Annotated in this window: 27 protein-coding genes and 1 pseudogene; 6 read left to right on the top strand and 22 right to left on the bottom strand. The window is 70.9% G+C overall.

Annotation, left to right across the window (positions count from 1 at the left end; all coding sequences use genetic code 11):
- Positions 1 to 79 precede the first annotated feature (79 nt).
- Positions 80 to 1,357: an MFS transporter gene (locus ACFWYW_RS50910; protein WP_379624743.1), complete on the top strand. Its 1,278-nt coding sequence runs from the start codon at positions 80 to 82 to the stop codon at positions 1,355 to 1,357.
- Positions 1,358 to 1,369: 12 nt separating this feature from the next.
- On the opposite strand, the gene ACFWYW_RS50905 is transcribed toward ACFWYW_RS50910, so the two are convergent.
- Together ACFWYW_RS50905 and ACFWYW_RS50900 are read right to left on the bottom strand one after the other, a co-directional pair.
- Entirely contained in the window at positions 1,370 to 2,110 is a 741-nt protein-coding gene (locus ACFWYW_RS50905; RefSeq protein ID WP_379624741.1) for a metallophosphoesterase family protein, read from the bottom strand.
- A gap of 18 nt (positions 2,111 to 2,128) precedes the next feature.
- Positions 2,129 to 2,356, bottom strand: coding sequence for a hypothetical protein (locus ACFWYW_RS50900; RefSeq protein WP_379624739.1), 228 nt, complete (start codon positions 2,354 to 2,356; stop codon positions 2,129 to 2,131).
- Between the two features lie 61 nt (positions 2,357 to 2,417).
- Here ACFWYW_RS50900 and ACFWYW_RS50895 point away from each other — a divergent pair, with 61 nt between their 5' ends.
- The gene (locus ACFWYW_RS50895) at positions 2,418 to 3,002 is read left to right on the top strand and encodes a Uma2 family endonuclease (RefSeq protein ID WP_379624751.1); all 585 of its coding nucleotides are present in this window, start codon (positions 2,418 to 2,420) and stop codon (positions 3,000 to 3,002) included.
- Between the two features lie 36 nt (positions 3,003 to 3,038).
- Here ACFWYW_RS50895 and ACFWYW_RS50890 read toward each other — a convergent pair whose 3' ends face one another.
- The 7 genes and pseudogenes from ACFWYW_RS50890 to infC all read right to left on the bottom strand — a co-directional run.
- Positions 3,039 to 5,588, bottom strand: coding sequence for a phenylalanine--tRNA ligase subunit beta (locus ACFWYW_RS50890; RefSeq protein ID WP_379624737.1), 2,550 nt, complete (start codon positions 5,586 to 5,588; stop codon positions 3,039 to 3,041).
- Positions 5,588 to 6,628, bottom strand: coding sequence for a phenylalanine--tRNA ligase subunit alpha (gene pheS, locus ACFWYW_RS50885; RefSeq protein ID WP_379624749.1), 1,041 nt, complete (start codon positions 6,626 to 6,628; stop codon positions 5,588 to 5,590). Before pheS ends, ACFWYW_RS50890 begins: the two co-directional genes overlap by 1 nt.
- A 123-nt stretch (positions 6,629 to 6,751) precedes the next feature.
- A complete protein-coding gene (locus tag ACFWYW_RS50880; protein ID WP_379624735.1) occupies positions 6,752 to 7,834 on the bottom strand; it encodes an ATP-binding protein in 1,083 nt (360 codons plus the stop codon).
- Between the two features lie 49 nt (positions 7,835 to 7,883).
- Positions 7,884 to 8,696: a TrmH family RNA methyltransferase gene (locus ACFWYW_RS50875; protein WP_379624733.1), complete on the bottom strand. Its 813-nt coding sequence runs from the start codon at positions 8,694 to 8,696 to the stop codon at positions 7,884 to 7,886.
- A 43-nt stretch (positions 8,697 to 8,739) separates the two neighbouring features.
- A complete protein-coding gene (rplT, locus tag ACFWYW_RS50870) occupies positions 8,740 to 9,123 on the bottom strand; it encodes a 50S ribosomal protein L20 (RefSeq protein WP_184961802.1) in 384 nt (127 codons plus the stop codon).
- Positions 9,124 to 9,147: 24 nt separating this feature from the next.
- The gene (gene rpmI, locus ACFWYW_RS50865; RefSeq protein WP_379624731.1) at positions 9,148 to 9,342 is read right to left on the bottom strand and encodes a 50S ribosomal protein L35; all 195 of its coding nucleotides are present in this window, start codon (positions 9,340 to 9,342) and stop codon (positions 9,148 to 9,150) included.
- A gap of 243 nt (positions 9,343 to 9,585) precedes the next feature.
- A pseudogene (infC, locus tag ACFWYW_RS50860) lies at positions 9,586 to 10,098 on the bottom strand (translation initiation factor IF-3); the annotation flags it as partial.
- A gap of 363 nt (positions 10,099 to 10,461) precedes the next feature.
- Between infC and ACFWYW_RS50855 the strand changes: the two are divergent.
- Complete coding sequence (locus tag ACFWYW_RS50855; protein WP_184961806.1) at positions 10,462 to 10,719, top strand: type II toxin-antitoxin system Phd/YefM family antitoxin; 258 nt, start codon at positions 10,462 to 10,464, stop codon at positions 10,717 to 10,719.
- Between the two features lie 58 nt (positions 10,720 to 10,777).
- Positions 10,778 to 11,131 (top strand): type II toxin-antitoxin system VapC family toxin, encoded by a 354-nt coding sequence (locus tag ACFWYW_RS50850; protein ID WP_379624728.1) that lies wholly within the window; start codon positions 10,778 to 10,780, stop codon positions 11,129 to 11,131.
- Here ACFWYW_RS50850 and ACFWYW_RS50845 read toward each other — a convergent pair.
- The 13 genes from ACFWYW_RS50845 to ACFWYW_RS50785 form a co-directional block, all read right to left on the bottom strand.
- A complete protein-coding gene (locus ACFWYW_RS50845; protein ID WP_379624726.1) occupies positions 11,106 to 11,939 on the bottom strand; it encodes a shikimate dehydrogenase in 834 nt (277 codons plus the stop codon). The two genes, ACFWYW_RS50850 and ACFWYW_RS50845, sit on opposite strands and share 26 nt — an antisense overlap.
- A 323-nt stretch (positions 11,940 to 12,262) precedes the next feature.
- The gene (mltG, locus tag ACFWYW_RS50840) at positions 12,263 to 13,411 is read right to left on the bottom strand and encodes an endolytic transglycosylase MltG (protein WP_379624724.1); all 1,149 of its coding nucleotides are present in this window, start codon (positions 13,409 to 13,411) and stop codon (positions 12,263 to 12,265) included.
- 211 nt (positions 13,412 to 13,622) lie between these two features.
- The gene (gene mltG, locus ACFWYW_RS50835) at positions 13,623 to 14,921 is read right to left on the bottom strand and encodes an endolytic transglycosylase MltG (protein ID WP_379624722.1); all 1,299 of its coding nucleotides are present in this window, start codon (positions 14,919 to 14,921) and stop codon (positions 13,623 to 13,625) included.
- 197 nt (positions 14,922 to 15,118) lie between these two features.
- Entirely contained in the window at positions 15,119 to 15,601 is a 483-nt protein-coding gene (gene ruvX / locus ACFWYW_RS50830; RefSeq protein WP_379624720.1) for a Holliday junction resolvase RuvX, read from the bottom strand.
- A 1-nt stretch (position 15,602) separates the two neighbouring features.
- The gene (gene alaS / locus ACFWYW_RS50825) at positions 15,603 to 18,275 is read right to left on the bottom strand and encodes an alanine--tRNA ligase (protein WP_379624718.1); all 2,673 of its coding nucleotides are present in this window, start codon (positions 18,273 to 18,275) and stop codon (positions 15,603 to 15,605) included.
- Positions 18,276 to 18,293: 18 nt separating this feature from the next.
- Positions 18,294 to 18,524 (bottom strand): hypothetical protein, encoded by a 231-nt coding sequence (locus ACFWYW_RS50820; RefSeq protein WP_379636430.1) that lies wholly within the window; start codon positions 18,522 to 18,524, stop codon positions 18,294 to 18,296.
- Positions 18,521 to 18,907, bottom strand: a complete 387-nt coding sequence (locus ACFWYW_RS50815) for a DUF948 domain-containing protein (protein WP_379624714.1) — start codon at positions 18,905 to 18,907, stop codon at positions 18,521 to 18,523. Before ACFWYW_RS50815 ends, ACFWYW_RS50820 begins: the two co-directional genes overlap by 4 nt.
- A 62-nt stretch (positions 18,908 to 18,969) precedes the next feature.
- Positions 18,970 to 19,113 (bottom strand): hypothetical protein, encoded by a 144-nt coding sequence (locus ACFWYW_RS50810; RefSeq protein ID WP_379624712.1) that lies wholly within the window; start codon positions 19,111 to 19,113, stop codon positions 18,970 to 18,972.
- A gap of 99 nt (positions 19,114 to 19,212) precedes the next feature.
- Positions 19,213 to 20,430 (bottom strand): methyltransferase family protein, encoded by a 1,218-nt coding sequence (locus tag ACFWYW_RS50805; RefSeq protein ID WP_379624710.1) that lies wholly within the window; start codon positions 20,428 to 20,430, stop codon positions 19,213 to 19,215.
- On the bottom strand, positions 20,427 to 21,302 hold the full coding sequence (locus ACFWYW_RS50800; protein WP_379624708.1) for a hypothetical protein: 876 nt from the start codon (positions 21,300 to 21,302) through the stop codon (positions 20,427 to 20,429). The genes ACFWYW_RS50805 and ACFWYW_RS50800 overlap by 4 nt, the downstream gene beginning before the upstream one ends.
- An 82-nt stretch (positions 21,303 to 21,384) precedes the next feature.
- Positions 21,385 to 21,771, bottom strand: a complete 387-nt coding sequence (locus ACFWYW_RS50795; protein WP_379624705.1) for a VOC family protein — start codon at positions 21,769 to 21,771, stop codon at positions 21,385 to 21,387.
- Between the two features lie 5 nt (positions 21,772 to 21,776).
- Positions 21,777 to 23,018: a replication-associated recombination protein A gene (locus ACFWYW_RS50790; RefSeq protein ID WP_379624747.1), complete on the bottom strand. Its 1,242-nt coding sequence runs from the start codon at positions 23,016 to 23,018 to the stop codon at positions 21,777 to 21,779.
- A 69-nt stretch (positions 23,019 to 23,087) separates the two neighbouring features.
- Positions 23,088 to 23,537 (bottom strand): DUF2231 domain-containing protein, encoded by a 450-nt coding sequence (locus ACFWYW_RS50785; RefSeq protein WP_379624703.1) that lies wholly within the window; start codon positions 23,535 to 23,537, stop codon positions 23,088 to 23,090.
- Between the two features lie 146 nt (positions 23,538 to 23,683).
- Here ACFWYW_RS50785 and ACFWYW_RS50780 point away from each other — a divergent pair, with 146 nt between their 5' ends.
- On the top strand, positions 23,684 to 24,583 hold the full coding sequence (locus ACFWYW_RS50780) for a peptidylprolyl isomerase (RefSeq protein WP_379636420.1): 900 nt from the start codon (positions 23,684 to 23,686) through the stop codon (positions 24,581 to 24,583).
- A gap of 77 nt (positions 24,584 to 24,660) precedes the next feature.
- Complete coding sequence (locus tag ACFWYW_RS50775; protein WP_379624699.1) at positions 24,661 to 25,857, top strand: cytochrome P450; 1,197 nt, start codon at positions 24,661 to 24,663, stop codon at positions 25,855 to 25,857.
- Positions 25,858 to 25,860: the final 3 nt, after the last annotated feature.

Genomic DNA, 25,860 nt, shown 5'->3' with positions numbered 1-25,860 from the left:
GTCGCCGGGAGGGCCCTTCCCCGCGTCAGGGAGAAAACCGTTTGAGCTCGCGCGCGGGCACGACGGACAATGTCACCTCGTGTTCTCCCTCATCAAACGCATCGCACCCGACCTGGGCCCGTTGCGCGACTCGCGTGACTACCGGCTGCTGATGGTCTCCGGGGTGATCACGATGTTCGGCACGTTCGTCACCATGGTGGCGCTGCCGTTCCAGATGATGGAGCTGACCGGCGACTACGTCGCCGTGGGACTGATGAGCCTGGCCGAGTTCGTGCCGATGGTCGTGTGCGGGCTGTGGGGCGGGGCGATCGCCGACGCGCTCGACCGGCGCAAGATCGTGCTGTTCAGTGAGGTGGGCCTGCTGGTCACCTCGGGCCTGCTGACCGTCAACGCGCTGCTGCCGCGCCCGCAGGTGTGGGTGCTGTACGTGGTCGGCGCGATCGCGATGGGGCTGACCTGCCTGCAGCGGCCCAGCCTTGAGGCGCTCATCCCACAGGTCGTCCGGCACGACCAGCTGGCTGCGGCGGCGGTGCTGGCCAGCCTGCGCTGGAACATCGGCGCCATCGCCGCGCCCGCCCTGGGCGGCCTGCTCGTGGTCACCTACGGCAGCGCCCTGGCCTACGGGCTGGACACGGTGTCGTTCGCGCTGTCGCTGGTGCTGCTGTGGCGGATCCGCGCGGTGCCGCCGCACGAGGAGGCGCGGCCCGCCTCGCTGAAGACGCTCGCCGAGGGCGTCCGCTACGCCTGGCGCCGCAGCGACCTCATGGGCACCTACCTGGTCGACATCGCGGCGATGGTCTTCGCCATGTCGACGGCGCTGTTCCCGTTCCTGGCCAAGCAGCTGGGGGCGCCGGAGGCGGTCGGGCTGCTCTACTCGGCGAGCGCGGTGGGCGCCCTGATCGCCTCCCTCACCGGCGGCTGGACGGCACGGGTGCACCGGCACGGCCTGGGCGTGATCGTGGCCGCCGGGCTGTGGGGCGTGGCCGTGGCGCTGGCCGCGGTGGTGCCGAACATGTTCGCGGTCTTCTTCTGTCTCGCGCTGGCGGGCGCCGCCGACATGATCAGCGGCATCTTCCGCTCGACCATGTGGAACCAGACCATCCCGAACGAGCTGCGCGGCCGCCTGGCCGGCATCGAACTGCTGTCGTACGCCAGCGGCCCCATGCTGGGCAACGCCCGCGCCGGAGCGATGGCCGCCTTCGGCGGCGCCCGCTTCGCGCTGGGCGCGGGCGGCCTGCTGTGCGTGGGCGCGGTGGTCGCCTTGGCCGGAGCGCTGCCGAAATTCCGCCGCTACGACGCCCGCACCGACGAACACGCCCTGGCCGAGAAGGCCCGCCGCGAAATGGCCGCACCCTGACCGGGTGCGGCTTCACCGGCCCTCGCGCCGCGCGAACGCCGTCAGCGCCACCGCGTCGGAGTAGACCTCCCGCACATACTCCGCGACCCACTCCTCGATCCCGCCGAATCCCGACCCCGCCACCAGCCGGGCCGCCACGTCCGCGGCGTCGAGGGGGGTCCGCCGCAACGTCACCGCCCCGCTGACGGAGTCGAGCAGCGCCCAATGAGCCCCGTCCATCCCGTACGGCATGCCGACGGACCCCGGGTTCACGATCAGCCGCCGATCGGCCAGCCGCGCGAACGGCATGTGCGTGTTCCCCAGCACCACCGTGTCGGCCGGCTCCCCGTCCAGCACCTCGCGCCACCGCTCCAGCGAGCTGTCGACGAGCACGACCTCGTCGTCACTGCGCGGTGTCCCGTGCACGAACAACGTCCGCCCCAGCCGGCCGAGCTCCAGCTCCTGCCGGGCGGGCAGAGCGGCGAGCACGTCAACCTGATCATCCCGCAGCCGCTCCCCCGCCCACCGCGAGATCGCGAACTCCGGCGCCTGCCCCCGAGCCGCCTCCACCAGTTCCCGGTCGGCGTTGCCGCCGACCCAGAGCGCCCGCTCCCCCAGCGAGACCAGCAGATCGATCGTCTCGACCGGCATCGGCCCCGCGGCCACGTCGCCGGTCAGCACCAGCAGGTCCGCACCCCGCACATCCGCCTCACCCAGCACCGCCTCCAGCGCGGGCAGCACCCCGTGCACATCGGACAAGACCGCGACCCGCATCCGTTCACCCCGCATCGGCTAGAGACTCTCCCGCCACCCGTCATACTCCTCGGCCAGCGCCTCGACCTTGCCGGCCAGCTCCGCGGGCAGGTCCTCGACGACCACGACCCACTGCGCGTCCTCGGCGTCGTCCTCGCCCGCCAGGGTCTCCCGCACCACCCGGGGCACCTCGCCCAGCCACTCCCCCAGCACCTCGGCCACCGCCTCGGCGTCATCCCGCTCACCGAACACCAGCAGGTTTCGCACAGCCCCGTCCTTCATAGATTGCTACCGTAGAACCATGACGGCCGAAGCGGTGAGCATAGATATGCCTGAGAAGCCACCATCGCTTCCCGACTGGGTCTTCCCGCCCCCGGAAGGCTTCGTCGCGGAGGACCTCGATCGCATTCCGGATTTGCCTGCGCACACGGAGTTGATTGACGGAAGCTTGGTCTTCGTGAGCCCCCAGCGAGACTTCCACACTTCCGCGCTCTACCTTCTGGAGAAGGCGCTTCGCGGTTCGGTGCCGAGCGATCACCGGGTGCGGCGTGAGATGAGCGTACGGCTGTCCGCGACCCAGCGCCCCGAGCCAGATCTGATCATCCTCGGCCCGGGAGCCCGCATCCAGCCCGACGCGACCTTCTACGACGCCGACGACGTCCTGCTGGCCGTTGAGGTCGTCTCCCCGGACTCCAGGGTGCGTGACAGGGAGCGCAAGCCCGTGCTCTACGCGCGGGCGGGCATCCCCTACTTCTGGCGCGTCGAGAACGCAGAGGGCCAGTTGATGGTCCACGTCTACGCGCTGGAGCCGTCTACCGGGAGCTACGCCGTCACCGGCATCTTCCACGACCGGCTCAAGGTGCCCGTGCCGTTCGCCATCGACATCGACCTCACCGAGATCGACCAGCTCTGAAAGGCGGACACGGCCGAACGCCGTGCCCGCCTCCCGTCAGGCTCCGCGTAGCGATGCGCCCACGCGGTCGGCGGCCAGCGCCACCGCCGCGTCACGGGCCGCCGTCGTCTCCTCCACCGTCAGCGTCCGCTCCGGTGCGCGGAAGCGCAGCGTGTAGGCCAGGGACTTGTTCCCCTCGCCCACCTGTGCCCCGGTGTAGACGTCGAACAGCCGGATCGACTCCAGCAGATCGCCCGCCCCCTCGCGCAGCGCGGCGGCCACCGAGGCCTCCGGGGTGCCGGCGGCGACGATCAGGGCCACGTCCTGGGTGGCCACCGGGTAGGCGGACACGGCCGGCGCGTTCACCGGGCCCCGCAGGTCCAGGCGGGTCAGCTCCATCTCCATCGCGCAGGTGCGCGGCGGCAGGCCGTAGGCCTCGATGACGCGCGGGTGCAGCTCGCCCGCGTGACCCACCAGCGTGTCGCCGGCGTAGAGGGCGGCGCAGCGGCCCGGGTGCCACGGCTCGTGCTGGTCGGCGGCGACCCGCAGCTCCACCCCTGCCTGCGCGGCCGCCATCCTGGCCGCCTCGACGGCGTCGGCCCAGGTGGCCTGGCGGCCCTTGCCCCACCAGCCGGAGCGTTCGAACTCACCGGCCAGCACGACGGCCAGCCGTTCCGGCTGGGCGGGCAGCGCGGCCTCCAGCGCGGCGAGCTCCTCCCCTGCGGGGGCGCGCTCCACGCCGAAGACCGGGGCGGTCGCCGTGGCGCCGGGCTTGGCGCGGTAGACCAGGCCGGACTCGAACAGCGAGATGTCGGCGAAGCCCCGGCCCACGTTGCGTACCAGCGTCTTGAGCAGGCCGGGCAGCAGCGTGGTGCGCATGTACGGCTCGTCGTCGGAGATCGGGTTCGTCAGCCGGGTGGCCCGCCTGCGATCGTCGTCCGCGGGAAGCTGCAGGTTGTCGAGGTCGGCCTGCCCGATGAACGGGTAGGACAGCACCTCGACGTAACCGTGGTCGGCCAGCACCCGCCCGACACGCCGGCGCAGCCGCTGCGTCTCGGTGAGGCCGGCGCCGGCGGGCGCCTTGGGCAGCACCGACGGCAGCCCGTCGTACCCTTCGAGCCGGATGACCTCCTCGGCCAGGTCGGCCGGGTCGGTCAGGTCGGTGCGCCACGACGGCGGCGTCACCGTGATCATGTCGGGGCCGGTGACGGCCAGCCTGGCCGCGATCTCGCCGCCGGTGACCACCGCGGTGGGCGCGACGCCGCCCCGGCGGATCGCCGGGTCGTCGCCGTCGGCGACCGTGCAGCCGACCTGCTCCAGGCGCCGCACCACGGTCTCCTTCGGGTACGGCACGCCGCCCACCTGACCCGGGTAGGCGGCCGGGATGGCGATGCGCGCCGGCTCCACCTCGACCTCGGCGTGGGTGAGCCCCGGCTGGATGGCGGCGCCGCCCAGCTCGGCCAGCATGGTGACCGCCCGCCAGGTGGCGACCACCGGCAGCTCCCGGTCGACGCCGCGCTCGAAGCGCTTGGACGACTCCGAGACCAGGTTGTGGGCGCGCGACTCGCGCGAGATGCCGGGCGCGGAGAAGTGCGCCGCCTCGATGACCACGTCGGTGGTCGTCTCGGAGATCTCGGTGGCCAGGCCGCCCATGGTGCCGGCCATCGAGATCGGCCCCGACTGGTCGGTGATGAGGATGTCCTCGGGGTGGAGCTCGCGCACCACGTGGTCGAGGGTCTCCAGGCGCTCGCCGGGCTCGGCGCGGCGTACGACGATCTCGCCGGTGAGCTTGGCCCGGTCGAACGCGTGCAGGGGCTGGCCCATCTCCAGCATCACGTAGTTGGTGATGTCGACGGCCAGCGAGACCGGCCGCATGCCGGCGCGCGTCAGCCGTACCCGCATCCAGAGGGGGCTCTTCGCGGCCGGGTCGAAGCCGCGCACCTCGCGCAGCACGAACCGGTCGCAGGCGGTGGCGTCGGCGATCCACGCCGGCCACGCCTCCTCGGCGGCGGCGGGCGGCTGGAGGTCGGCGGGGTCGTGGAAGGGCACGCCGAAGGCGATGGCCGCCTCACGGGCCACGCCGCGCATCGACATCGCGTAGCTGATGTCGGGGGTGATCTCCATCTCGATGACGTCGTCGCGCAGGCCGAGCAGCTCGACCACGTCGGTGCCGATGGGCGTCTCGGGCGGCAGGACCATGATGCCGTCGTGGTCGTCGCCGAGCCCGAGCTCACGCTCGGAGCAGATCATGCCCTCGGACAGCCGGCCGTAGGTCTTGCGCGCGCCGACCTCGAAACCGCCGGGCAGCACGCCGCCGGGCAGCACGACCGGGACGCGGTCGCCGGCCACGAAGTTGCTGGCGCCGCAGACGATCTCGCGCGGCGTCGCCTCGCCGACCTCGACCTTGCAGTGGCGGATCGGCTTCTTGAAGCCGGTGAGCTCCTCGATCTCGAGGACCTCGCCGACGACGACGTTCTTGACGTCGTGGCCGTGGGAGATGATCCGCTCCAGCTTGAGCCCGGCCGCGGTCAGCCGCTCGGCGACCTCGTGGGCGGTGACCGGCGGCAGATCGACGTACTCCCGCAGCCAGGAAAGCGGGGCCTTCATCAGATCTCCATTCCGAACGGGAGCGAGAAGCGGACGTCACCCTCGACCATGTCGCGCATGTCCTCGGCGTTGTGGCGGAACATCAGCGTGCGCTCGATGCCCATGCCGAAGGCGAAGCCGCTGTAGCGGGCCGGGTCGACGCCGCCCGCGACGAGCACCCGCGGGTTGACCATGCCGCAGCCGCCCCACTCGATCCAGCCCTCGCTCTTGCAGGTACGGCACGGCGGGTTGCCCGGCACGGCACTGGTGCCGCGGCAGACGAAGCACTTCAGGTCCATCTCGGCCGACGGCTCGGTGAAGGGGAAGTAGTGCGGCCGGAAGCGCGTGGTGATGCCCTCGCCGAACATGACCTCCGCGAAGCGGTCGAGCGTGCCCTTCAGGTGCGCCATCGTCAGGCCCTCGTCGACCGCCAGGCCCTCGACCTGGTGGAAGACCGGGGTGTGGGTGGCGTCGAGCTCGTCGGTGCGGAAGGTCTTGCCCGGCGAGACCACGTAACACGGTACGCCGCGCTGCAGCAGCGCGCGGATCTGCACCGGTGAGGTCTGCGTGCGCAGCACCATGCCCGAGTCGGCCGACTCCACGAAGAAGGTGTCGTGGTCGGAGCGGGCCGGGTGGTCCTTGGAGATGTTGAGCGCGTCGAAGTTGAACCACTCGCCTTCGAGCTCGGGGCCCTCGGCGACCTCGTAGCCCATGGCGACGAAGGTGTCGGCGATGCGTTCCTGCATCGTGGTCAGGGGGTGACGGGCCCCCTGCGGCCGGCGGTCCCACGGGAGGGTGACGTCGACGGTCTCCTCGACGAGGACGCGGGCGTCGCGCTCGGTCTCCAGCTCGGCCTGGCGGGCGGCCAGCGCCTCGCCCACGGCCTTGCGGGCGGCGCCGATGCGCTTGCCCGCCTCGGCGCGCGCGGCCGGGGGCAGCGCGCCGATCTCGCGGTTGGCCAGCGCGATGGGCGAACGGTCGCCGGCGTGGGCCAGGCGTACCTGCTTGAGTTCGTCGAGGCTGCCGGCCGCCTTGATCGCCGTTACGGCGTCCGCCTCCATGCGCGACAGCTCGTCGGCATGCAGGGGCGTGACCTCGACAGGGTCGTAGTCAGACAAGAGAGAGCTCCGTATCCAGGGCTTGAGCGAGACTGAGTCTAGTGCTGGCCCACCGGAGCCGATGACCTACGCGAAGTCAGGCGTGCCGGTGGGCAACATAAATCGGAACTCGGCCCCGCCCTCGGGAGCACGCTGCACGGTGATCGTCCCGCCGTGCGCCTCGACCAGGCCCTTGACGATGAACAGGCCAAGCCCGGTGCCGCCGCGCCGGCGACTGTTGCCGCGCCAGAACTGCCGGAAGACGCGCGTGGCCAGCTCGGGGCGGATGCCCTCACCCTGGTCGCGCACAGACACGGCTACTCCATAGTCGACGGCTTGAACGTCAATGCTCACGGTTCCGCGTCCGTGCCGCAAAGCGTTTTCCACCAGGTTACCGAGAATCTGGTCGATCTTGTCCTGGTCGAGCCAGGTCTCGGGCAGGTGGCCGGCGACGGCGAGCCGGAAACGGTCCTCTGGCTCGCCCGCGGCCACGCGCCCGGCGATGACCCGGCGCACCCGCGCGGGCACGTCGACGACCTGGCGGTGCACCTCCATGCGGCCCGACTCGATGCGCGAGACGTCGAGCAGCTCGGTGATCAGCCGCGTGACGCGGTCGGCGTCGGTGTTGATGGTGTCGAGCATGACGCGCTTCTGCTCGTCGGTGAAACGGCTCCACTTGGCCAGCAGCGTCGCGGTGAAGCCCTTGACGCTGGTCAGCGGCGAGCGCAGCTCGTGGGCGACGGTCGAGACCAGGTCGGCGCGGCTGCGTTCCAGCCGGGCGCGGGCGCCGCCGTCGCGCAGCACGATCGTCACCCGTTCGACGTCGCCGCGGCGCTCGGGATCGCGCACCAGCCGGGCGGTCACGTGGAGCTCCTGGCCGCCGGGCAGATGCAGCGGGCGTTCCGGGACGCGGGTGCGGGTGCGCAGCCCACCCTCCGGGTCGAGCGCCTTCCACCACTCGCGGCCGTCGTGGTCGCGCAGCGGGAAGACGTCGTTCATGTGCCGTCCGACGGCCCGTTCGACGGGCACGCCCGTCAGCCTCTCGGCCGCCTTGTTGAGCGCCAGCACCCTGCCGAACCTGTCGGTGACGATGACCCCGTCGGGAAGGTCGTCGATGCCGATCGTGCACACGGAGGCCACCACCCGACCTTCGCTGTCTTCGCCGTGCACGACCCCGCCTCCTCGACTACATGGCCGACAATAGCGGGTTTCCGCGCCCCTAGGGCACCCGCTGAGCCCGTGCGGACGCGTAGAGACACACTGCTGCCGCGGTCGCCAGGTTGAGGCTCTCCGCCTGCCCGTAGATGGGCACCCGCACCACGTCGTCGGCCAGCGCGCGTACTTCCTCGGGCAGCCCCCACGCCTCGTTGCCGAAGATCCACGCCGTCGGCCCCGACAGGGCCACGTCGTCGAGGGTGCGCTCGCCCGCGCCGTCCGCGGCCAGCACCCGCAGTCCCTTGTCCTTGAGCGCCCGTACGGCTCCCGCCACCGGGCTGCCGATCACCACCGGCAGGTGGAACAGGCTGCCGGCGCTGGCGCGTACGCACTTGCCGTTGTAGGGGTCCACGGAAGCGTCGGTGAAGACCACGGAATCGGCCCCCGCCGCGTCGGCCGCCCGCATCACGGTGCCGGCGTTGCCCGGATCGCGCACGTGCGCGAGCACCGCCACCAGGCGGGGGTCGCCGCCGAGCGCCTCCTCCAGCGGGACGTGCACGAAGCGGCAGATGGCCAGCAACCCCTGCGGGGTGACCGTCTGCGAGAGCTCGGCCATCACCTCGCCGCTGGCGCGGTGCACCGGCAGGTCACGCGAGAGCGCCTCGCCGACCAGATCGGGGTGGCGCAGCTCGGCCTCCGCCGTGGCGAACAGCTCCAGCGTCACGCCGTCGAGCTTGAGCGCCTCGCGCACCGCCTGCGGGCCCTCGGCCACGAACCTGCGGTCCTGGTCGCGGAAGGAGCGCTTGGCCAGGCGCCTGGCCGCCTTCACCCGCGGCGCCCTGATGTTGGTCAGCTCCACGTTGTCCCCCAGTGCCATGCAAAAAGGGCCCACCGGAGGTGGGCCCCTTGACCGTAAAACCTCAGCTCGCGGCCGGCGCGTTCACGTTCGCCGGCAGCGCCTTCTTGGCGGCCTCGACGAGCGTGGCGAAGGTCTGGCTGTCGTTCACCGCGAGGTCGGCGAGGATCTTGCGGTCGACCTCGATGTGGGCCAGACGCAGTCCCTGGATCAGGCGGTTGTAGGTCATGCCGTTCTGGCGGGCCGCGGCGTTGATCCGCTGGATCCACAGACGGCGGAACGCACCCTTACGGTCCTTACGGTCCCGGTAGGCGTACGTCATCGAGTGGAGCATCTGCTCCTTGGCCTTGCGGTAGAGCCGCGACCGCTGGCCGCGGTAGCCCGCTGCCCGTTCGAGGACGACCTTGCGCTTCTTCTTGGCGTTGAGCGCCCGCTTCACGCGTGCCATGTTGTATCTCCCCGGGGGTTCGCGCTACTTAGCGAGCAGCTTCTTGATCTTCTTGACGTCATTGTCGGAGACAATCACTTCGCCCTTGAGACGGCGCGTCAGCGTGGAGGACTTCCACTCGTTGTAGTGCGCGCGAGCGGCACGACGGCGCTTGACCTTGCCGGTGCCGGTGAGCCGGAACCGCTTCTTCGCACCGCTGTGCGTCTTCATCTTCGGCATCTCGCCGTCTCTCCCTCAATTCGTCCGTGCCGGTGGCCGGGTCGGTGCAGGCCGACCCGGTCGCGGCGTCTTCGTTACGGCAGTGGCGTCGTTCGGGGGTTGCCGTGTAAGGCTAACCCGAACCGCGGGTCACGCTTCCTGTGCGGAAACTTCCTCACCTGGTACGGAAGCTTCCTCGCCCGGAGAAGGCTCCTCGCCGCCACGCTGTGCCTTGGCTGCGGCCTTTTCGGCCTTGGCCTCGGCCTTCTTCTTGTGCGGACCGATCACCATGATCATGTTTCGGCCGTCCTGCTTGGGCTGGGACTCGACGAAGCCGAGCTCCGTGACGTCCTCCGCCAGCTTCTGCAGGAGCCGGAAGCCCAGCTCGGGACGCGACTGCTCACGTCCGCGGAACATGATCGTGACTTTGACCTTGTCTCCCGCCTTGAGGAACCGCACCACGTGACCCTTCTTGGTCTCGTAGTCGTGCGGGTCGATCTTCGGCCGGAGCTTGATCTCCTTGATGATCGTGTGCGCCTGATTCTTGCGCGCCTCGCGCGCCTTCATCGCGGACTCGTACTTGAATTTTCCGTAGTCCATGAGCTTGCACACGGGCGGTCGAGCCGTGGCCGCGACCTCGACGAGGTCGAGGTCGGCCTCCTGGGCGAGCTTGAGGGCGTCGTGAATGGAGACGATGCCGACCTGCTCGCCGTTCGGGCCCACGAGGCGAACCTCGGGAACTCGGATACGCTCGTTGATGCGGGGCTCAGTGCTGATGGGGCCTCCTAGGTTTGCGTCCCTACGTGCTCGTCGTGCCGAGAGCTTCGCACGTACGTGTCTGTACACGCGAAAAGCCCCGCACGTCGCGCATGCGGGGCCACTGAGCTCGTCGGCTTCGTGGCCGTAAGCTCCCCGGAGTAGTCCGGCGTGATCCTGGACCCGGCCGCCGGGCGGCGACTCAGGTGGGAGGGAGACCTCCGCTTGCGCGTCCAGCAAGGCATGCCGGACCGATCAGGGAGTTACGTTACCACAACACACCGAGTTCTTCGAATCATCCCGCCTCAGGAGCGTCGGCTTGCTATCACTGTGTGTTACCGGGCCAACTTGCTAATCTAGACAGACTAGACAGGAGGTGGGTCCATGTCCTCATGGCAGCTCCAGGAGGCCAAGCAGCGCTTCAGCGAGGTGGTGCGGCGGGCACACGACGAAGGACCCCAGATCGTCACCCGGCACGGCGAGGACGTGGCCGTGATCATCGACATGGCCGAGTACCGGCGACTCAAGGGAGGCGAACCCGACTTCAAGGAGTTCCTCATGTCCGGACCCGATCTCAGCGACCTCGACCTCACCCGGTCCCGAGATCTGCCCCGCGAGGTTGACCTGGGAACCGACTGGTGACCTACCTGCTGGACACCAACGTCGTCTCGGAGATGACCAGCGCCACCGGGATCCGGGGGTGGCCGCCTGGCTGGAGACGATCAACGGGCCGACCCTCTACCTGAGCGTCCTGGTCATGGGTGAGATACGCAAGGGCATCGAGCTCTCCAGGCGCCACGACCCGGTACAGGCCGCCGCGCACGAGGCCTGGCTCACCAGGCTCCAGGCCGAGTTCGCCACGCGGATCCTGCCCGTCACCACCGAAGTGGCCGAGGAGTGGGGCCGGTTCAACGCCATCCGCCCCATTCCCGTCGTCGACGGGCTCATGGCCGCCACCGCGCGTACCCGCAACTGGACCCTCGTCACCCGGAACGTCAAGGACTTCAACGGGCTCGACCTGCGGATCATCAACCCGTTTGACTGGCCCGTCTGAGGATCTCCGCCTCGCCGGCCGCGCGCATGGCCTCCACCGGCACGTCCGCGCGGCCGGTCATCAGCTCCACCTGCCGCACCGCCTGGTGCAGCAGCATGGCGAACCCGCCCACCACGCGCCCGCCCGCCTCCAGCACGCTCGCCGCCGCCTTCGTGGGCCACGGCGCGTAGACCACGTCGAACAACGCCGGCACACCCGCCAGCGCCCCCGCGTAACCGTCGGCGGCGCCGCCCGGCAGCGTGGAGATCACCAGGTCGACCCCGAGCAGGTCGTCGAGCTCGTCCAGTGGCGCCACGCGCAGCGCCACCCCCAGCCGCCCGGCCACCGCGGCCGTCCCGGCCGCCCGCCCGGCATCCCGTACGGCCAGCGTCACCCGCTCCAGCCCCAGGTTCCGCAGGGCCGCCAGCGCGGAACCGGCGGTCGCTCCCCCACCCAGCACCAGCGCCGAACCGGGCCGCGGCACACCCGCCTCGGCCAGCGCCCGCTCGATCCCGTAAACATCGGTGTTCTCACCGCGGGCGGACCCATCACGGAAGACCACCGTGTTGGCCCCGCCGACCTCGACGGCCAGCTCGGAGACGGAATCCAGCAGGGGCAGCACGGCCCGCTTGAGCGGCATCGTCAGCGACAGCCCCGCCCACTGCCCGGCCTCACCGCGCAGGCCCGCCATCCGCGCGGGCAGCGCCGCCTCGTCGCACTCGAAGGCGTCGTAGGTCCAGTCGTTCAGGCCCATCGCCCGGTAGGCCGCCCTGTGCAGGTACGGCGAGAGCGAATGCGCGATCGGCGAACCGAGAACCGCTGCCCGCATGAAACCCCTCCCTATCCAGCCACAGGACCCTACCCCTGGCCACCGATCCGGCCGAAATCAGCGGCCTGGGAACACCAACCACTTGGCTGGCCAAGGCGGGCCGTTGCGGCGGGGAGTGCGTCCGACGTGAGAAGCGATCCCCCCGACCTGCGCCCGCCCGCGACGGCGGGTGGCGTCTTGGTGGCTTGCCGTAACGGAAAGGCGCCCTTGAAGAGCGCCGCCACAACGGAGGGCCCCCCTTGAAGAGGGCCCGCCACAAGGCGGGGGCCCTTGAAAGGGGCCCGCCGCAACGAAAAGGCCTGCCGCGATGGACCGCCGCCCGCTCAGCCGCCGTTCTTCTTGTACTCGTTGAGCAGCACCTGGAACTCCGCGTCCGTGGTGGCGAACTTGGTGACCTGGCTCTTCGGGTCGGTGGCGACGAAATACAGCCATGTGCCCGGCGTCGGGTTGAGCGCGGCCTCGATCGCGTGGTCGCCCGGGTTGGCGATGGGGCCGGGTGGCAGGCCCAGGTGCAGGTACGTGTTGTACTTCGACGGCGTCTTCGTCTCGGCGAAGGTGGCGGCCGTCTTGTACTTGCCGAGTGCGTACATGACCGTGCTGTCCATCTTCAGGTGCATCTCCGGCTTGTGGGCGAGCCGGTTGTAGACGACGCGGGAGATCTTGCCCATGTCCTCCTGGCGCCCGGCCTCCGCCTGGATGATGCTCGCGATGATCATGATCTCGTGCGGTGTGCGGCCGAGGTCCTTGGCGCCCGCCTCCAGACCCGCCCGGTCGGCGGTCTCCTTGAAGCGGTCGACCATCTTGGTGAGGACCGCGCTCGCGCTCGACTTCGGCGGGAACTGGTAGGTCGCGGGGAACGCGTAGCCCTCCAGGCGGCCCTTGGCGTAGCCGGGCAGGCCGAGGTCGCCGGCCTTCTTGGCGGCGGCGGCGAAGTCCTTGGCCGGGATCTTCGTCTTTCCGGCGAGCTGTGTGAACGTGTCGCTGAGGCGCAGGCCCTCCGGCAGCGTCACCTGGGTGTACTGCCGGTTGTTCGCGTCGAGTTCGCTGACGGCGTCCGCGGCGCGCATCTGCTTGCGCAGCGTGTAGTGGCCAGGAACGAGCGAGGCGCTCTTGCCGGAGTTGGTGACGGCGTTGATGAAGGCCCTGGAGTCCTTGATGACGCCGAGGCGCTCGAGTTCCTCCGCGACGTCGGTGGCGCTCTGGCCCTGCCTGATCTCCAGGGCGACCGAGCCGCTGCCGGGGCCGGAGAAGTCGCCGGGCACGAGGCGGTCGCTCACCCACAGGTAGCCGTAGTAGCCACCGCCGCCGACGATGCCGAGCAAGACGATGAGCGCGAGCAGCGGCGCCAGGAAGCCGCCGCGATTGCGGCGGCGGCGACGGCGGCGCCCGCGCCGGCCGTTGCCCTTCTGGCGGCGCGAGCGTCCGTTGTCGTCCTCGGAGCCGAGGAGCAGGTCCATGTCGAGATCGTTCATAGCTGCGATGGCCAATCTCCCGGTATGACCGGCCTGGCGTCAAGACCGGCGAGGGTTACCGAGCGGAACGGGGGGAACCGCCGGTCACATGCGGATGACCAGCGATGATCACTCTGAGTAGCCATGCTAGGGGACACGGAGAGTGCGTGCGCCCCTTCCGCGGGGCGGCGCAGGGAGAGTCCCTGCGGGACGGGGGGTGTCCCGACGAGCATCAGTTGGTCCCGAGGTATTCGTTCAGCTCTTCCCGGTATCTCACAAACTCACTCTCTTTATCGGTGAATTTCGTGATTCTATGCTCCGGATCGGTGGTGACAAACCAGTACCAATCACCCTCTGCAGGCTTCAAAGCCGCCATCAGCGCCTTCTCTCCAGGGCTGGAGATCGGCCCCGGCGGCAGCCCCGCGCGCAGGTAGGTGTTGTACGGCGAGCGCACCCGCGTGTCCTTCACCGACACCTTCAACGTCCGGCGGCTCTGGGCGTACGTCACCGTGCTGTCCATCTGCAGCGGCATCCCCTGCTCCATCCGGTTGTAGATCACCCTGGCGATCTTCGGATAGTCGGAGTCCCTGCCGCCCTCGGCCTGCACGATGCTGGCCACCGTCACGACCTCCAGCGGCGTCAGGTTCACCTCGGGAGCCCGCTGGGCCAGCTTCACCTCTCCGGCCGCCGTCGTGAACCGCTCCACCATCGCCGCGACCACGTCCGTGGCCGAGGAGTCCGGCTCGATCTCGTACGTCGCCGGGAACAGGAACCCCTCCACGCCTCGTGCGTACTCCGGCAGCCCGAGCAGGTCGGTGTCGATCGAGCGCAGCTCGTTCAGCGGCAGCCCGCCCTGGGCCGCCACCCGCCGGAACACCTCCTCGGCCCGCATGCCCTCCGGCACCGACACCTTCTTCACGACCCGCGACCCGGGATGCAGCAGCATGTCCACGGCCGCCCCCGCCGCCATGCCCTTGCGCATCCGGTAGTGCCCCGGCCGCAGCCGGTCGGCGACCGCCTTCTGCTCGGTGGCGTTGATGAACGAGCGCGCGCTCGCCACCACCCCCGCCGCCGTCAGCGCCGCGCCCACCTCTCCCGCGCTGGAGCCGGGTTGGATGCGCACCGTGACCGCGCCGCTCCCCTGCCCGTCGAAGTCATCGGGCAGCAGGTACGGCTTCGCCACCACGTAGCCACCGACACCCACCGCCACCACCGACGCGGCGAACCCGGCCACCAGCAGCCCCTTGGTCCGCCGGGTAAGGCCGCGCTGGGCGGGCAGCGGCACGGTCTCCGCCCCGACCTCCTCGGCCACGTCGATCTCCCCGCCGGCCAGCAGTTCCGCGGCCAGCGAGCCGGAGTCGTCCTTGGCACCGCCCTGGGGCGGAACGGCGGCGGCCAGCCCGGCCGCGTCCCGGGCCCGATCCTGCCCAGCCCTGGCCGCCTCGCCTCCGGGCGACCCTGCTCCGGGCGACCCGTTTCCGGGCGACCCGTTTCCGGGCGACCCGCCTCCGGGCGACCCCTGCTCGGGCACGAAGGCCCCGCGCCCGGACCGCTCACCCGCAGACCGCTCACCCGCAGACCGCTCACCCGCGGACGACTCACCTGCGGACGACTCATCCGCGAGCGAATCACCCGCGGCGGAAGGCCCCGCGGACGGTGAGTCCTCGGACGGTGGCTCGTCAGGCCGGGGATCCTGGGCTGGGCCTCCGGCCGGGTGCTCGTGTCCGCTCACCGGGCAGTCCCGTCGTCCGCCCCGGCGGGCGGATCGACGGGTCTGCCCGGTGGCTCGCCTGTGGCGCGTTCCCGGTCGAGCGCGTCCTGCAGCAGCACCACGGCCGCCGCCTGGTCGACGACCCCGCGCTGCTTCTTGGCCTTGACCCCGCTGGCCCGCAGCCCCTGCTGGGCGGCGACCGTGGTCAGCCGCTCGTCGTAGAGCCGGACCGGGATGGGCGCCAGCCGTACCGCCAGCGAACGGGCGAAGGCGCGGGCCAGCTCGGCGGCCTGCCCCTCGCGGCCGGACAGCGACGTGGGCAGGCCCACGATCACCTCGATCGCCTCGTGCTCGGCGGCGATCGCCGCGATCCTGGTCTGGTCGCCCTTGCCGCGCCTGACCGTTTCGACCGGGGTGGCCAGCAGTCCCGAGGGGTCGCTGCGGGCCACGCCGATGCGTACGGACCCGACGTCGACGCCGAGCCTTGTGCCGAACCTCATGTCAGGTGAGCTGCTCACCGACGGACCGCTCGACAGCCTGCAGCGCGTCGGCGACGGCGCCCGCGTCGGTGCCACCGCCCTGCGCGACATCGTCCTTGCCGCCACCGCCACCCCCAAGTGCCTTGGCGGCGACGCCGACCAGTCGCCCGGCCTTGAGACCACGCTCGCGTCCCGCCTCGTTGACCGCGGCAACCACCACGGGCCGTTCGGTGGGGGCCCCGGCGATCACGACGACCGCCGGGCGGTCGGCCGGGAACCTGCCGCGCACATCAAGCGCGAGCTTACGCAGGTCATCGGCACCGGTTCCATCAGGCGCGCGGTGCGCGACGAAGGAGACTCCGTGCAGGTCACGAGCCTGAGAGGCGAGTTCGCCGGCGATCTGGAGCACCTGGGCGGAGCGCAGCTTCTCCAGGTCCTTCTCGGCGGTGCGCAGCCGGGAGACGATGCCCTCGACCCGCTCGGGCAGCTCCTCGCGGCGAGCCTTGAGCTGCTCGGTGAGCTGGGCGACGAGCAGGCTCTCGCGGGCCAGGAAGCGGAAGGCGTCGATGCCGACCAGCGCCTCGACGCGGCGCACGCCGGCGCCGACGGACTGCTCGCCGAGCACCTTGACCAGGCCGAGCTGCCCGGAGCTGTGGACGTGGGTGCCGCCGCACAACTCGCGGGAGTAGTCGCCGATCTCGACGACGCGGACCTCGTCGCCGTACTTCTCGCCGAACATGGCCAGGGCGCCCATGGCGCGCGCCTCGGCCTGCGTGGTGTAGAAGGCGTTGACCTGGAGGTCGTTGATGAGGACGGCGTTGACCTCGTCCTCGACATCGCGCAGCACGCTCTGCGGGACGGCGCCCGCGGCGGTGAAGTCGAAGCGGAAGCGGCCGGGCGAGTTCTCCGAGCCGGCCTGCGCCGCGGTCTCGCCGAGCGCGTTCTTGAAGCCGCGGTGGACGAGGTGGGTGGCGCTGTGGCTGCGCGAGATCGCGCGGCGGCGCTCGATGTCGATCTCGGCGTGCGCCTCGTCGCCGGCTCTGATCTCGCCCTCGCGCACGCGCCCGCGGTGGACGACCAGGCCGCCGATGGGCGACTGCACGTCGAGGATCTCGGCCTCGCCACTGCCGGTGCGGATGACGCCCTGGTCGGCGAGCTGGCCGCCGCCCTCGGCGTAGAAGGGGGTACGGCCCAGCACGATCTCGACCGTGGCGCCCTTGCCGGCGACGGGCACGGAGGCGCCGTCGACGAGGATGCCGAGGACGGTGGAGTCGGCCTCGGTGGCGTCGTAGCCGAGGAACTCGACCTTGCCCGCCTTCTCCAGCAGCGTGCCGAAGACGGAGATGTCGGCGTTGCCGGTCTTCTTGGCCTTCGCGTCGGCCTTGGCGCGCTCGCGCTGCTCCTTCATGAGGCGGCGGAAGCCGTCCTCGTCGACCTTCAGGCCCTGCTCGGCCGCCATCTCCAGGGTGAGGTCGATGGGGAAGCCGTAGGTGTCGTGGAGCTGGAAGGCCTGGTCGCCGGAGAGCGTGCCGCCGGACTTGCGCTTGGTCTCCTCGACGGCGACGTCGAAGATCGCGGTGCCGGTGCGCAGCGTGCCGAGGAAGGAGGCCTCCTCGGCGTCCACGACCGCGTGGATCTGCGGGGCGTCGGCCTTGAGCTCGGGGTAGGTCTCGCCCATCGCGTCGATGGTGACGTCGGTGAGCTCGTGCATGTAGCGCTCTTCGCCCGAGCCCAGCAGGCGCAGGTTGCGGATCGAGCGGCGCAGGATGCGGCGCAGCACGTAGCCGCGGCCCTCGTTGCTGGGCGCGACGCCGTCGGCGACCAGCATGGTGCCGGTGCGGACGTGGTCGGCGATCACTCGCAGGCTGATGTCGGCGCGCGGGTCGCGGCCGTAGCGGGTCTTGGTGAGCTCGGCGGCCTTGTCGAGGATCTTGTAGGTGGTGTCGATCTCGTAGAGGTTGTCGACACCCTGCAGGATCGTCGCCATGCGCTCCAGGCCCATGCCGGTGTCGATGTTCTTGGCGGGCAGCTCGCCCGCGACGTCGAAGTCGGTCTTCGAGCGCACCGCGCTGAGCTGGTACTGCATGAAGACGTTGTTCCAGACCTCGAGGTAGCGGTCCTCGTCGGCCACCGGGCCGCCGTCCCTGCCGTATTCCTGGCCGCGGTCGTAGTAGATCTCCGAGCAGGGGCCGCCGGGGCCGGGCACGCCCATGTGCCAGTAGTTGTCCTCCAGGCCGCGGCGCTGGATGCGCTCCATGGGCACGCCGACCTTGTTGTGCCAGATGTCGATCGCCTCGTCGTCGTCGAGGAAGACCGTCACCCAGAGCTTCTCCTCCGGGAAGCCGAAGCCGCCGTCGGACTCGGCGTTGGTCAGCAGCTCCCAGGCGAAGGGGATCGCCTGCTCCTTGAAGTAGTCGCCGAAGGAGAAGTTGCCGAGCATCTGGAAGAACGTCGCGTGCCGCGTGGTCTTGCCGACCTCTTCGATGTCGGGCGTGCGCACGCACTTCTGCACACTGGCCAGCCGGGCCGCCGGAGGCTTGCGCTGCCCCAGGAAGTACGGCTTGAACGGGACCATGCCCGCGGGCACCAGCAGCAACGTGGGGTCTTCGGCGATCAGGCTGGCCGAGGGCACTACTTTGTGCCCACGCTCCTCGAAGAAGCGCAGGAAGCGGCGAGCGATTTCTGCCGACTCCATGTCAGCCATCCTTTGCAATCAGTGGTGGTTGTCACCGTTGTCGAGCCCGAAGCGGGCGCGCAACGTGGTTTCGCGCTCGGCGGCCTCGCCGAGCGCGTCCGAGGTAAAGTCTCTCACCTGCTCCAGGAGCCCTGCCGCGTTGTCCACGGTACGGCGGGCGACATGCTCGGGACGCATGGCCTGCAGCCTGCGCATCACCCAGACGGCGGTGAACGCGCCGAGCGACAGGTAGAACAGGCGGCGGATCATCGGTGCCGCCTCACCCGGCGGCGCGGACGGCGGGCCTGGATCGCCCTGCGCACACCGTAGCTGAGCGCCGAGACCTTGATCAGCGGGCCGGTGAAGATGGTCTGCGTCACCCCGCTGAGCTTGGCCGCGTGCGAGCTGACCTGCTTGACGTCCTTCGTGATCGCCTCGACCGCGACGAGCTGCCGGTTGGCCTCGTTGACCGTGACGCTGACGTCTTCGAGCAACGGCACCACCCGCTCGCTCAGGTCGGAGACCATCTTGGTGGTCTCGGTGAGCAGCCGGGCGAGCTTGACGAGCACCATGGCCAGCACGCAGACCAGGACTATCCAGCCCGTGGCGGCGATCAGCCCGGCGACCTCTCCAGCGGTAAGCACTCCGCTCATCTCCCTCTTACGCTGGGCCGGAACGCCAAGACCCTATCGCGTCCGCCCGACAGAAGAGGGCATCAAAGGGCGGCAGCGGGGCCCAGCGCGCCCATCGGCGCACGTGCCACCGCCGCCACCTGCCACGGCGCGACGTCCCAGGCGTGCTCACCGACACGGGCGCCGACCCCGGCCAGCCCACCGGCGCGGACATGCCGATGCGGCAAGCGCCGGGCGAGGCGATGCGGCAGGTGCCGGGCGAGGCGCGGTGGCAGGTGCCGGGCCCGGGTGGAACGCCGGAGCGGCGGGCGAGGTGCTGGGGCCGGTCAGGCCAGTTCGCGTGGGCCGCCGCCCAGCGCGTCCACGCAGAGCTGGGCGAAGCCGTTCAGGCAGGGTAGCTGGAGCAGCCAGCCCGCCAGCGCCCAGCCCAGGTGGACGTGGGTGAGCACGTGCGCGACGGCCGCGACGCCCTGCGCCCGCAGGCCGTCGGCGCGCTCGTAGGTGATGCGGCGCAAGCCGGCCGGGTGGGTCTCCGCGGCGACGACCCGCAGCGCGACCGGGCCGCGCCGCTCGATCCAGGCGCCGACCTGGGAGCACTGCCCGCATGTGGCCGCCACGTACACGGTCGCGGGCACCGCGGCGGGCCGCCAGCGCGGCAGCCATGCCCGCACGGCGGCCCGGTAGGCGGCCCAGTCGGCGCCGAAGCGCCGCGTGAGCTGTTCGCCCTCGTGCCAGGCGGCCAGCCCGGCGCCGTAGGCGAGGCTGATCGCCGCCGCGGCGAGAAAGCGCACGTCGAGTACGGCCAGCAGCACATACCCGGCGGTCATCGCCACCTGCATGGGATTGCGCACATAGGCGTAAGGCCCGCCGGTCACCAGCCGCCGGGGAGGGTCGTAGGGAAAGGGCGTGCCCCCGCCCGTCCTCGCGAACTCCCGCACCGCCGAGGCCCCCATCACGAACGGCACCGCCAGCGCCTGCGCCATGAGCGCCAGCACCCACGCGGGCTGCCGCCACGCCCCGAGCAGCAGCACGGGCGCGACGACCCCGAGCCCCGCGGCCAGCACCACCTGGAATCCGGCGCGGGCCATCGGCAGCCTCCCCCGCACGGTCCAGCGGGCCAGCAGCAGGCCGGGCACGAGCGCGAGCCCGACCGCCACCGCCTCGCCGTACAGCCAGTCGGGACCGAGCACCACCACGGGCTCGGCCAGCGGCATCACCGCCAGGTCGAACCAGGCCAGCCCGGCGGCGCCGAGCGCCACGGGCGCCTCGGGGAAGGCCAGCGCGGGCAGCGCGCCCCACAGCAGCGCCCAGCCGAGCAGCAGGTCGAGTGGCACCCCGGCCAGCGTGCCGCCCTCGGCGTGGAAGGTCCACCAGCCGCCCTGGTTGACGGCCATGAGCACCATGGCGTTCCAGCCGGTGGCCAGGATGGCGGCGGCGGCGCGCGACGGATCGAGGCGGCCGGCGCGCGCGGCGAGCAGGGCCGCCACGAGGACGGCGGCCAGCGGCAGCATCAGGCCGAGCCCCCTGATCAGGACCGCGCTCACCGCGCACCGGCGAACGTCCGGGCCAGGTAGCCGGCGGCCTCGGTGGCGGCGTGGCGCTGGATCGGGCCGAAGTACCAGGAGGGGTCGAAGGTCCTGCGGTAGCTCAGCGCGACGGTGAGGCGGCCGCCGTTCCAGGTGAACGCGGCTTCGCGCAGCTCCAGCCAGCGGGCCAGCGTGGTGTCGCGGGCCACCTCGAACACCACCCGGCCAGGGGCGCTCTCCTTCACCCGCAGCGTCATCGAGCGCGGCTCGGGCCGGGCGCCGATGCCCAGGGAGCGGCGCGGGCTGAAGACGATCTCGCGCGTCGCACCGGTCCCGAGCCCGGTGCCGCGCGCCGACAGCGCCCGCGGGAAGCCGAGCTTGAGCAGGACCGAGGTGTAGGGCGCGAAGCGGGGCGGCGCGGCCAGCGCGGCGGCCACGTCCCCCGGGGCGGTGACGGACGCGCTGACCACCTCCTCGCGCGGCATCGACGTGGCCTCGCCCGCCCCTTCGAGCATGACGAGCAGGAGCAGCGGCGCGGCGAGCATCTGCGGGCCCTTGGGCCCCTTGGCGCGCAGATAGTCGGCGAACGCCCCGAACAGCGCCCCCACCAGGTAGAACAGCGGCGCGGCGAACACCAGGCAGACGATTCCCTCGCCCAGCAGCGGGCCGGCGAGCGCGAGCGCGACGGTGATGACCGCCATCACCAGCCCGATGGCCGAGCGCGGCTTGGCGACCAGCACCACGGTGATCGCGATGACCGCGGGCACGCCCACGTAGAACACCGCCGTCTGCTCCAGTCCTCCGGCGTGCAGCAGCTTGTAGGCCGCCATCGCCGCGAACAGCGCGCTCACCACGCCCGCCAAGGTCATGCGGGCGGCATTCCGCTCCATCGCGAACCCCTTAACCGAATGCTTTAATCGAACGCTCAAACCATACGACAGAGCTCGGCCCGGCAGAAGACCGGGGTCGCCCTCAGCCGGTGGCGCGCACCAGTTCGATCTCGAAGCCCGCGGCGTTCTCCAGGTAGGCCGCGTGGTGGGCGGGCCCGCCCGCGTACGGATGGCGGTCGGCGAACAGGAGCGTCCAGCCGTGCTCGCGCGCCTCCTCGGCCATGGCGTCGGGGTCGTCCACGTGGAAGGCGAGATGGTTGAGCCCGGCGCGCAGCCGGTCGTGGCGGCCGGGTACGCGGGCCGGCGACTCCTCCAGCACCACGTACGTGGCGCCGAGCAGCCAGGACCGCCCGCCCTCCCAGCTCTGGAACGGCGCATAGCCCAGCCGCTCGAACAGCCAGGTGAAGCCGGGCAGGACCTCGGCCAGGGAGTCGACCCACAGCTCGACGTGGTGCAGCGTGCCGTGCACGGCGCTCACTCGCCCCGGAGGAAGGCGCGGATCTTGGCCCACCGCTCGGCGACCGGCGCTTCCGCGCCGTGCCTGGTCGGCTCGTAGTAGCGCCGCTCGCGCACCTGCTCCGGCGCGTAGTCCTGGCGGACGACGCCGTGGTCGAAGTCGTGCGGGTACTTGTAGCCGTCGCCGTGGCCGAGCTTGGCCGCGCCCTGGTAGTGGGCGTCGCGCAGGTGGCCGGGCACCTGGCCGATGAGGCCCTTGCGCACGTCGGTCGCCGCGGCGCCGATGGCCTTCACCACGGCGTTGGACTTGGGGGCCATGGCGCAGTGGATGACCGCGTGCGCCAGGTTGATCTGGCCCTCCGGCAGGCCGATGAGCTGGACGGCCTGGGCCACGGCCACCGCGGTCTGCAGGCAGGTGGGGTCGGCCATGCCGACGTCCTCGGAGGCGAAGATGACGATGCGCCGGGCGATGAAGCGGGGGTCCTCACCGGCCTCGATCATGCGGGCCAGGTAGTGGAGCGCGGCGTCGGCGTCGGAGCCGCGCATCGACTTGATGAAGGCGCTGATGACGTCGTAGTGCTGGTCGCCCTGGCGGTCGTAGCGGACGGCCGCCTTGTCGACGGCCTTCTCGACCACCTCGACGGTGATGTCGTCGGCCAGGAGCGCGGCCGCCTCCAGATAGGTCAGGGAGCGCCGGGCGTCGCCGCCCGCCAGCCGTACGAGATGGTCGAGGGCCTGCGGGTCCAGGCTCGCGCGGCCGCCCAGGCCGCGCTCCTCGGCGACGGCGCGCTCCAGGACGGCGCGGACGTCGTCGTCGGACAGCGACTCCAGGGTCAGCAGCAGCGAGCGCGACAGCAGCGGGGAGATGACGGAGAAATACGGGTTCTCGGTGGTGGCGCCGATGAAGGTGACCCAGCGGTTCTCGACGGCGGGCAGCAGGGCGTCCTGCTGGGCCTTGTTGAAGCGGTGGACCTCGTCGACGAACAGCACGGTCTGGCGGCCGGTCATGCCGAGCTCGCGCCGGGCGTTGTCGATGGCGGCGCGCACGTCCTTGACGCCCGCCGAGACGGCGGAGATCTCGACGAAGCGGCGCTTGGTGACGTTGGAGACCACGTACGCCAGCGTGGTCTTACCCGTGCCGGGCGGCCCCCAGAGGAACAGCGACATCGGCGCTTCGCTCTCCACCAGCCGCCGCAGCGGCGTGCCGGGGCCGAGCAGGTGCCGCTGGCCGATCACCTCGTCGAGGGCGCGGGGTCGCATCCGCACGGCGAGCGGCTGCGGAGTGGCCTCCTCAGCCGCCGAATCGAACAGGCTATCCACAAATCGAGACTACAGGGTCCACACCGCTCTCGCTCCCGAGTCACCGGCGCGGAACACGTAGTACGCGGCCACGAGCGCCGCCACGACCGTGAGCGCGGAAAGGACCAGCCCCACGGTCTTGTTGCGGGCGGCGAAGACCAGCAGCAACGACAGGGCGCCGAGGGCCAGCGTGGACAGCAGCAGCGGGGTGGCGAAGCTCTCGTGGGTGGCGATGCGCTGACCCAGCTCGCCGTCGGCGGTGGCGAACCGGGCCTCCTTCAGCGCCAAGCCGCTCTGCCTGGCCGCGAAGGCCGCGCCGGGCGCCAGCACCGACAGGGCCACCACCGCCCAGGCCAGCTGGGGCCGCCAGCGCGAGACCGCGACGTAGACCACGGAAACGGCCACGAGCAGCGGTGTCAGCACCACGGCGAAATGGATGATCAGGGGGTGGGCGGGGAGCCCGAGGATCTCGTTGAACATGGCAGCACTCCGTTCTCATTTCAACTACGTATGAGACAAGGACCTGGTTCCCGTCCCTTCCGCCACTTACGTACACCACATAAGGGAGGCCGGTAGCATTCGCGAAGTTGTTTGGTCATGTGTCGGCAAAGATGGAGGACATATCCGTGAGCGGCGACGACCGCCAGAGCGAGCTGGCGCGAGAGCACAAGGAGCGGCAGGCGCGGCGTGCTGCTGGGGAAAACGCCAAGGGCAGGCGTAACACCCTCATCGGCGGCGGTGTGGCCCTGGTCCTGGTCGCCGGCGGCGTCATCGCCGCCACCACCCTCCTCGGCGGCGGCGATGACGACGCCAAGAAGGTCGCGGCGACGTCCTCGCCGTCCCCTTCGTCCAGCGCCTCCTCGGAGCCCGAGCCGTCGATGACGCCGAAGACCGGCCCGATCAGCTGCACGTACACCAAGGACACGCAGGACGTCCCGAAGAAGTTCGTCGGGTTCCCGCCCAAGAAGCCGGGCGACTCCCTGAAGATCAAGACGATGACCGTGGTCACGAACCGCGGCGACATCGTGATCCAGGTGGACCCGAAGTTCACCCCGTGCACGGTCAACTCCATGGCGTTCCTGGCCAAGAAGAACTTCTACGACGACACCAAGTGCCACCGCCTGGTGGTGCCGGAGAACTCGGGCCTGTTCCTGCTGCAGTGCGGTGACGCGCTGGCCAAGGCCGACGGCAAGAACCCCACCGACGGCCAGGGCACCGCGGGCTACGTCTACGGTGACGAGGCCGCCGGGGCCATGCCGTACACCCGCGGCGTGGTCTTCCTGACCCAGCCCACCGACGCCCAGGGGCAGAACTCCAGCCAGTTCGCCATCTCGATGTCGGACGAGAACACGCAGCTCGACCCGGCCTACTCGATCCTGGGCACGGTGACCAGCGGCCTCGAGATCATCGACCAGGCGTCCAAGGAGGGCTTCATCGTCAACCCGGACGACATCACGGGTGACGGCGGCTCAACGGCACCGAAGAACCCCTTCATCATCAAGGATGTCAAGATGTCCACCAAGTGATGGTGATTCCCGTCACAAGCGGCTGATCGGCCGCTTCCGCGGAGCCAGAGTGGATCTGGACCCAAAGGAGTGGCCGCATGCCGGAAAACCTGCCTTTCGAGTTCTTCTTCTCGCCCGAGTTCAGCGCGAACCCGTACCCGATGTACGCGGAGCTGCGCGCCAAGGGCCCGATCCACCGGGTCGACTTCCCGCCGGGCGCCGAGGCGTACGTGGTGGTCGACTACGAGCACGGCCGGGCGGCGCTGGCCGACCCGCGGCTGTCCAAGGACATCGACAGCGGCCCCGAGTGGTTTCGCGACGCGGTCCGCGTCAGCGATCCGATCCTCGCCGACAACATGCTCATGTCGGACCCTCCCGACCACACGCGGCTGCGCAAGGTCGTTCAGCGGGCCTTCACCCCGCGCCGCATCGAGCTGCTGCGGCCCAGGATCGAGCAGATCACCGGCGAGCTCCTCGACGGGATCGAGGGACGGGGCCGGGCCGAGCTCATCTCCGACTTCGCCTTCCCGTTGCCGATCGTCGTCATCTGCGAGCTGATGGGCGTGCCGGTCGAGGACCGCGAGCTGTTCCGCGAATGGTCGGGCGCGCTGGTCGATCCCGCGATCGACGAGGAGCAGCAGGCCAGGCGGGCGCGGGCCACCGAGTCGCTGCGCGCCTACTTCGCCGACCTGATCGCCGCGCGCCGCGCCGACCCCGGCGACGACCTGGTCAGCGTGCTGGTGACCAGCCCCGAGCTCGACGACAAGGAGCTGCTGTCCACGCTGGCGCTCCTGTTGATCGCCGGGCACGAGACGACCGTCAACCTCATCGGCAACGGCACCCTGGCCCTGCTGCTCGACCCGGAGCAGTTCGCGCTGCTCAAGAGCCGTCCCGAGCTGGTGCCGAACGCCGTCGAGGAGTTCCTGCGCTTCGACGCGCCAGTGGAACGCGGCACGTTCAGAATCGCCCTCGAAGACCTGGAGATCGCCGGAACGCCGGTCGGCAAGGGCGCCTTCGTCCACGTCTCCATCGGCGCCGCCGGCCGCGACCCGCACGCCAACGCGCACCCCGACGGGCTCGACGTGGCCCGCCAGGACACCCGGCACGTCTCCTTCGGCCACGGCATCCACTTCTGCCTGGGCGCGCCGCTGGCGCGCCTGGAGGCACAGGTCGCCTTCGCCATGCTGCTGGAGCGCCTGCCGGACCTGCGGCTCGGCTGCCGCGAGGACGAGCTCTCGTGGCGGCTGAGCGGCTCGATCCTGCGCTCGCTTTCCGCGCTGCCCGTGGCGTTCTAGGGT

It is taken from the genome of Nonomuraea sp. NPDC059023, assembly GCF_042740095.1.
GTDB lineage: Bacteria > Actinomycetota > Actinomycetes > Streptosporangiales > Streptosporangiaceae > Nonomuraea.
This window is presented reverse-complemented; position numbering and strand designations above follow the sequence as displayed.

Bases quoted from the DNA above. Each gene is read 5' to 3' on its own strand.
- ACFWYW_RS50905 (WP_379624741.1), bottom strand. From the start codon at position 2,110: ATGCGGGTCGCGGTCTTGTCCGATGTGCACGGGGTGCTGCCCGCGCTG.
- ACFWYW_RS50895 (WP_379624751.1), top strand. From the start codon at position 2,418: ATGCCTGAGAAGCCACCATCGCTTCCCGACTGGGTCTTCCCGCCCCCG.
- ACFWYW_RS50890 (WP_379624737.1), bottom strand. From the start codon at position 5,588: ATGAAGGCCCCGCTTTCCTGGCTGCGGGAGTACGTCGATCTGCCGCCG.
- pheS (WP_379624749.1), bottom strand. From the start codon at position 6,628: ATGGAGGCGGACGCCGTAACGGCGATCAAGGCGGCCGGCAGCCTCGAC.
- ACFWYW_RS50875 (WP_379624733.1), bottom strand. From the start codon at position 8,696: ATGGCACTGGGGGACAACGTGGAGCTGACCAACATCAGGGCGCCGCGG.
- rplT (WP_184961802.1), bottom strand. From the start codon at position 9,123: ATGGCACGCGTGAAGCGGGCGCTCAACGCCAAGAAGAAGCGCAAGGTC.
- rpmI (WP_379624731.1), bottom strand. From the start codon at position 9,342: ATGCCGAAGATGAAGACGCACAGCGGTGCGAAGAAGCGGTTCCGGCTC.
- ACFWYW_RS50855 (WP_184961806.1), top strand. From the start codon at position 10,462: ATGTCCTCATGGCAGCTCCAGGAGGCCAAGCAGCGCTTCAGCGAGGTG.
- ACFWYW_RS50845 (WP_379624726.1), bottom strand. From the start codon at position 11,939: ATGCGGGCAGCGGTTCTCGGTTCGCCGATCGCGCATTCGCTCTCGCCG.
- mltG (WP_379624724.1), bottom strand. From the start codon at position 13,411: ATGAACGATCTCGACATGGACCTGCTCCTCGGCTCCGAGGACGACAAC.
- ruvX (WP_379624720.1), bottom strand. From the start codon at position 15,601: ATGAGGTTCGGCACAAGGCTCGGCGTCGACGTCGGGTCCGTACGCATC.
- alaS (WP_379624718.1), bottom strand. From the start codon at position 18,275: ATGGAGTCGGCAGAAATCGCTCGCCGCTTCCTGCGCTTCTTCGAGGAG.
- ACFWYW_RS50820 (WP_379636430.1), bottom strand. From the start codon at position 18,524: ATGATCCGCCGCCTGTTCTACCTGTCGCTCGGCGCGTTCACCGCCGTC.
- ACFWYW_RS50815 (WP_379624714.1), bottom strand. From the start codon at position 18,907: ATGAGCGGAGTGCTTACCGCTGGAGAGGTCGCCGGGCTGATCGCCGCC.
- ACFWYW_RS50800 (WP_379624708.1), bottom strand. From the start codon at position 21,302: ATGGAGCGGAATGCCGCCCGCATGACCTTGGCGGGCGTGGTGAGCGCG.
- ACFWYW_RS50790 (WP_379624747.1), bottom strand. From the start codon at position 23,018: ATGCGACCCCGCGCCCTCGACGAGGTGATCGGCCAGCGGCACCTGCTC.
- ACFWYW_RS50785 (WP_379624703.1), bottom strand. From the start codon at position 23,537: ATGTTCAACGAGATCCTCGGGCTCCCCGCCCACCCCCTGATCATCCAT.
- ACFWYW_RS50775 (WP_379624699.1), top strand. From the start codon at position 24,661: ATGCCGGAAAACCTGCCTTTCGAGTTCTTCTTCTCGCCCGAGTTCAGC.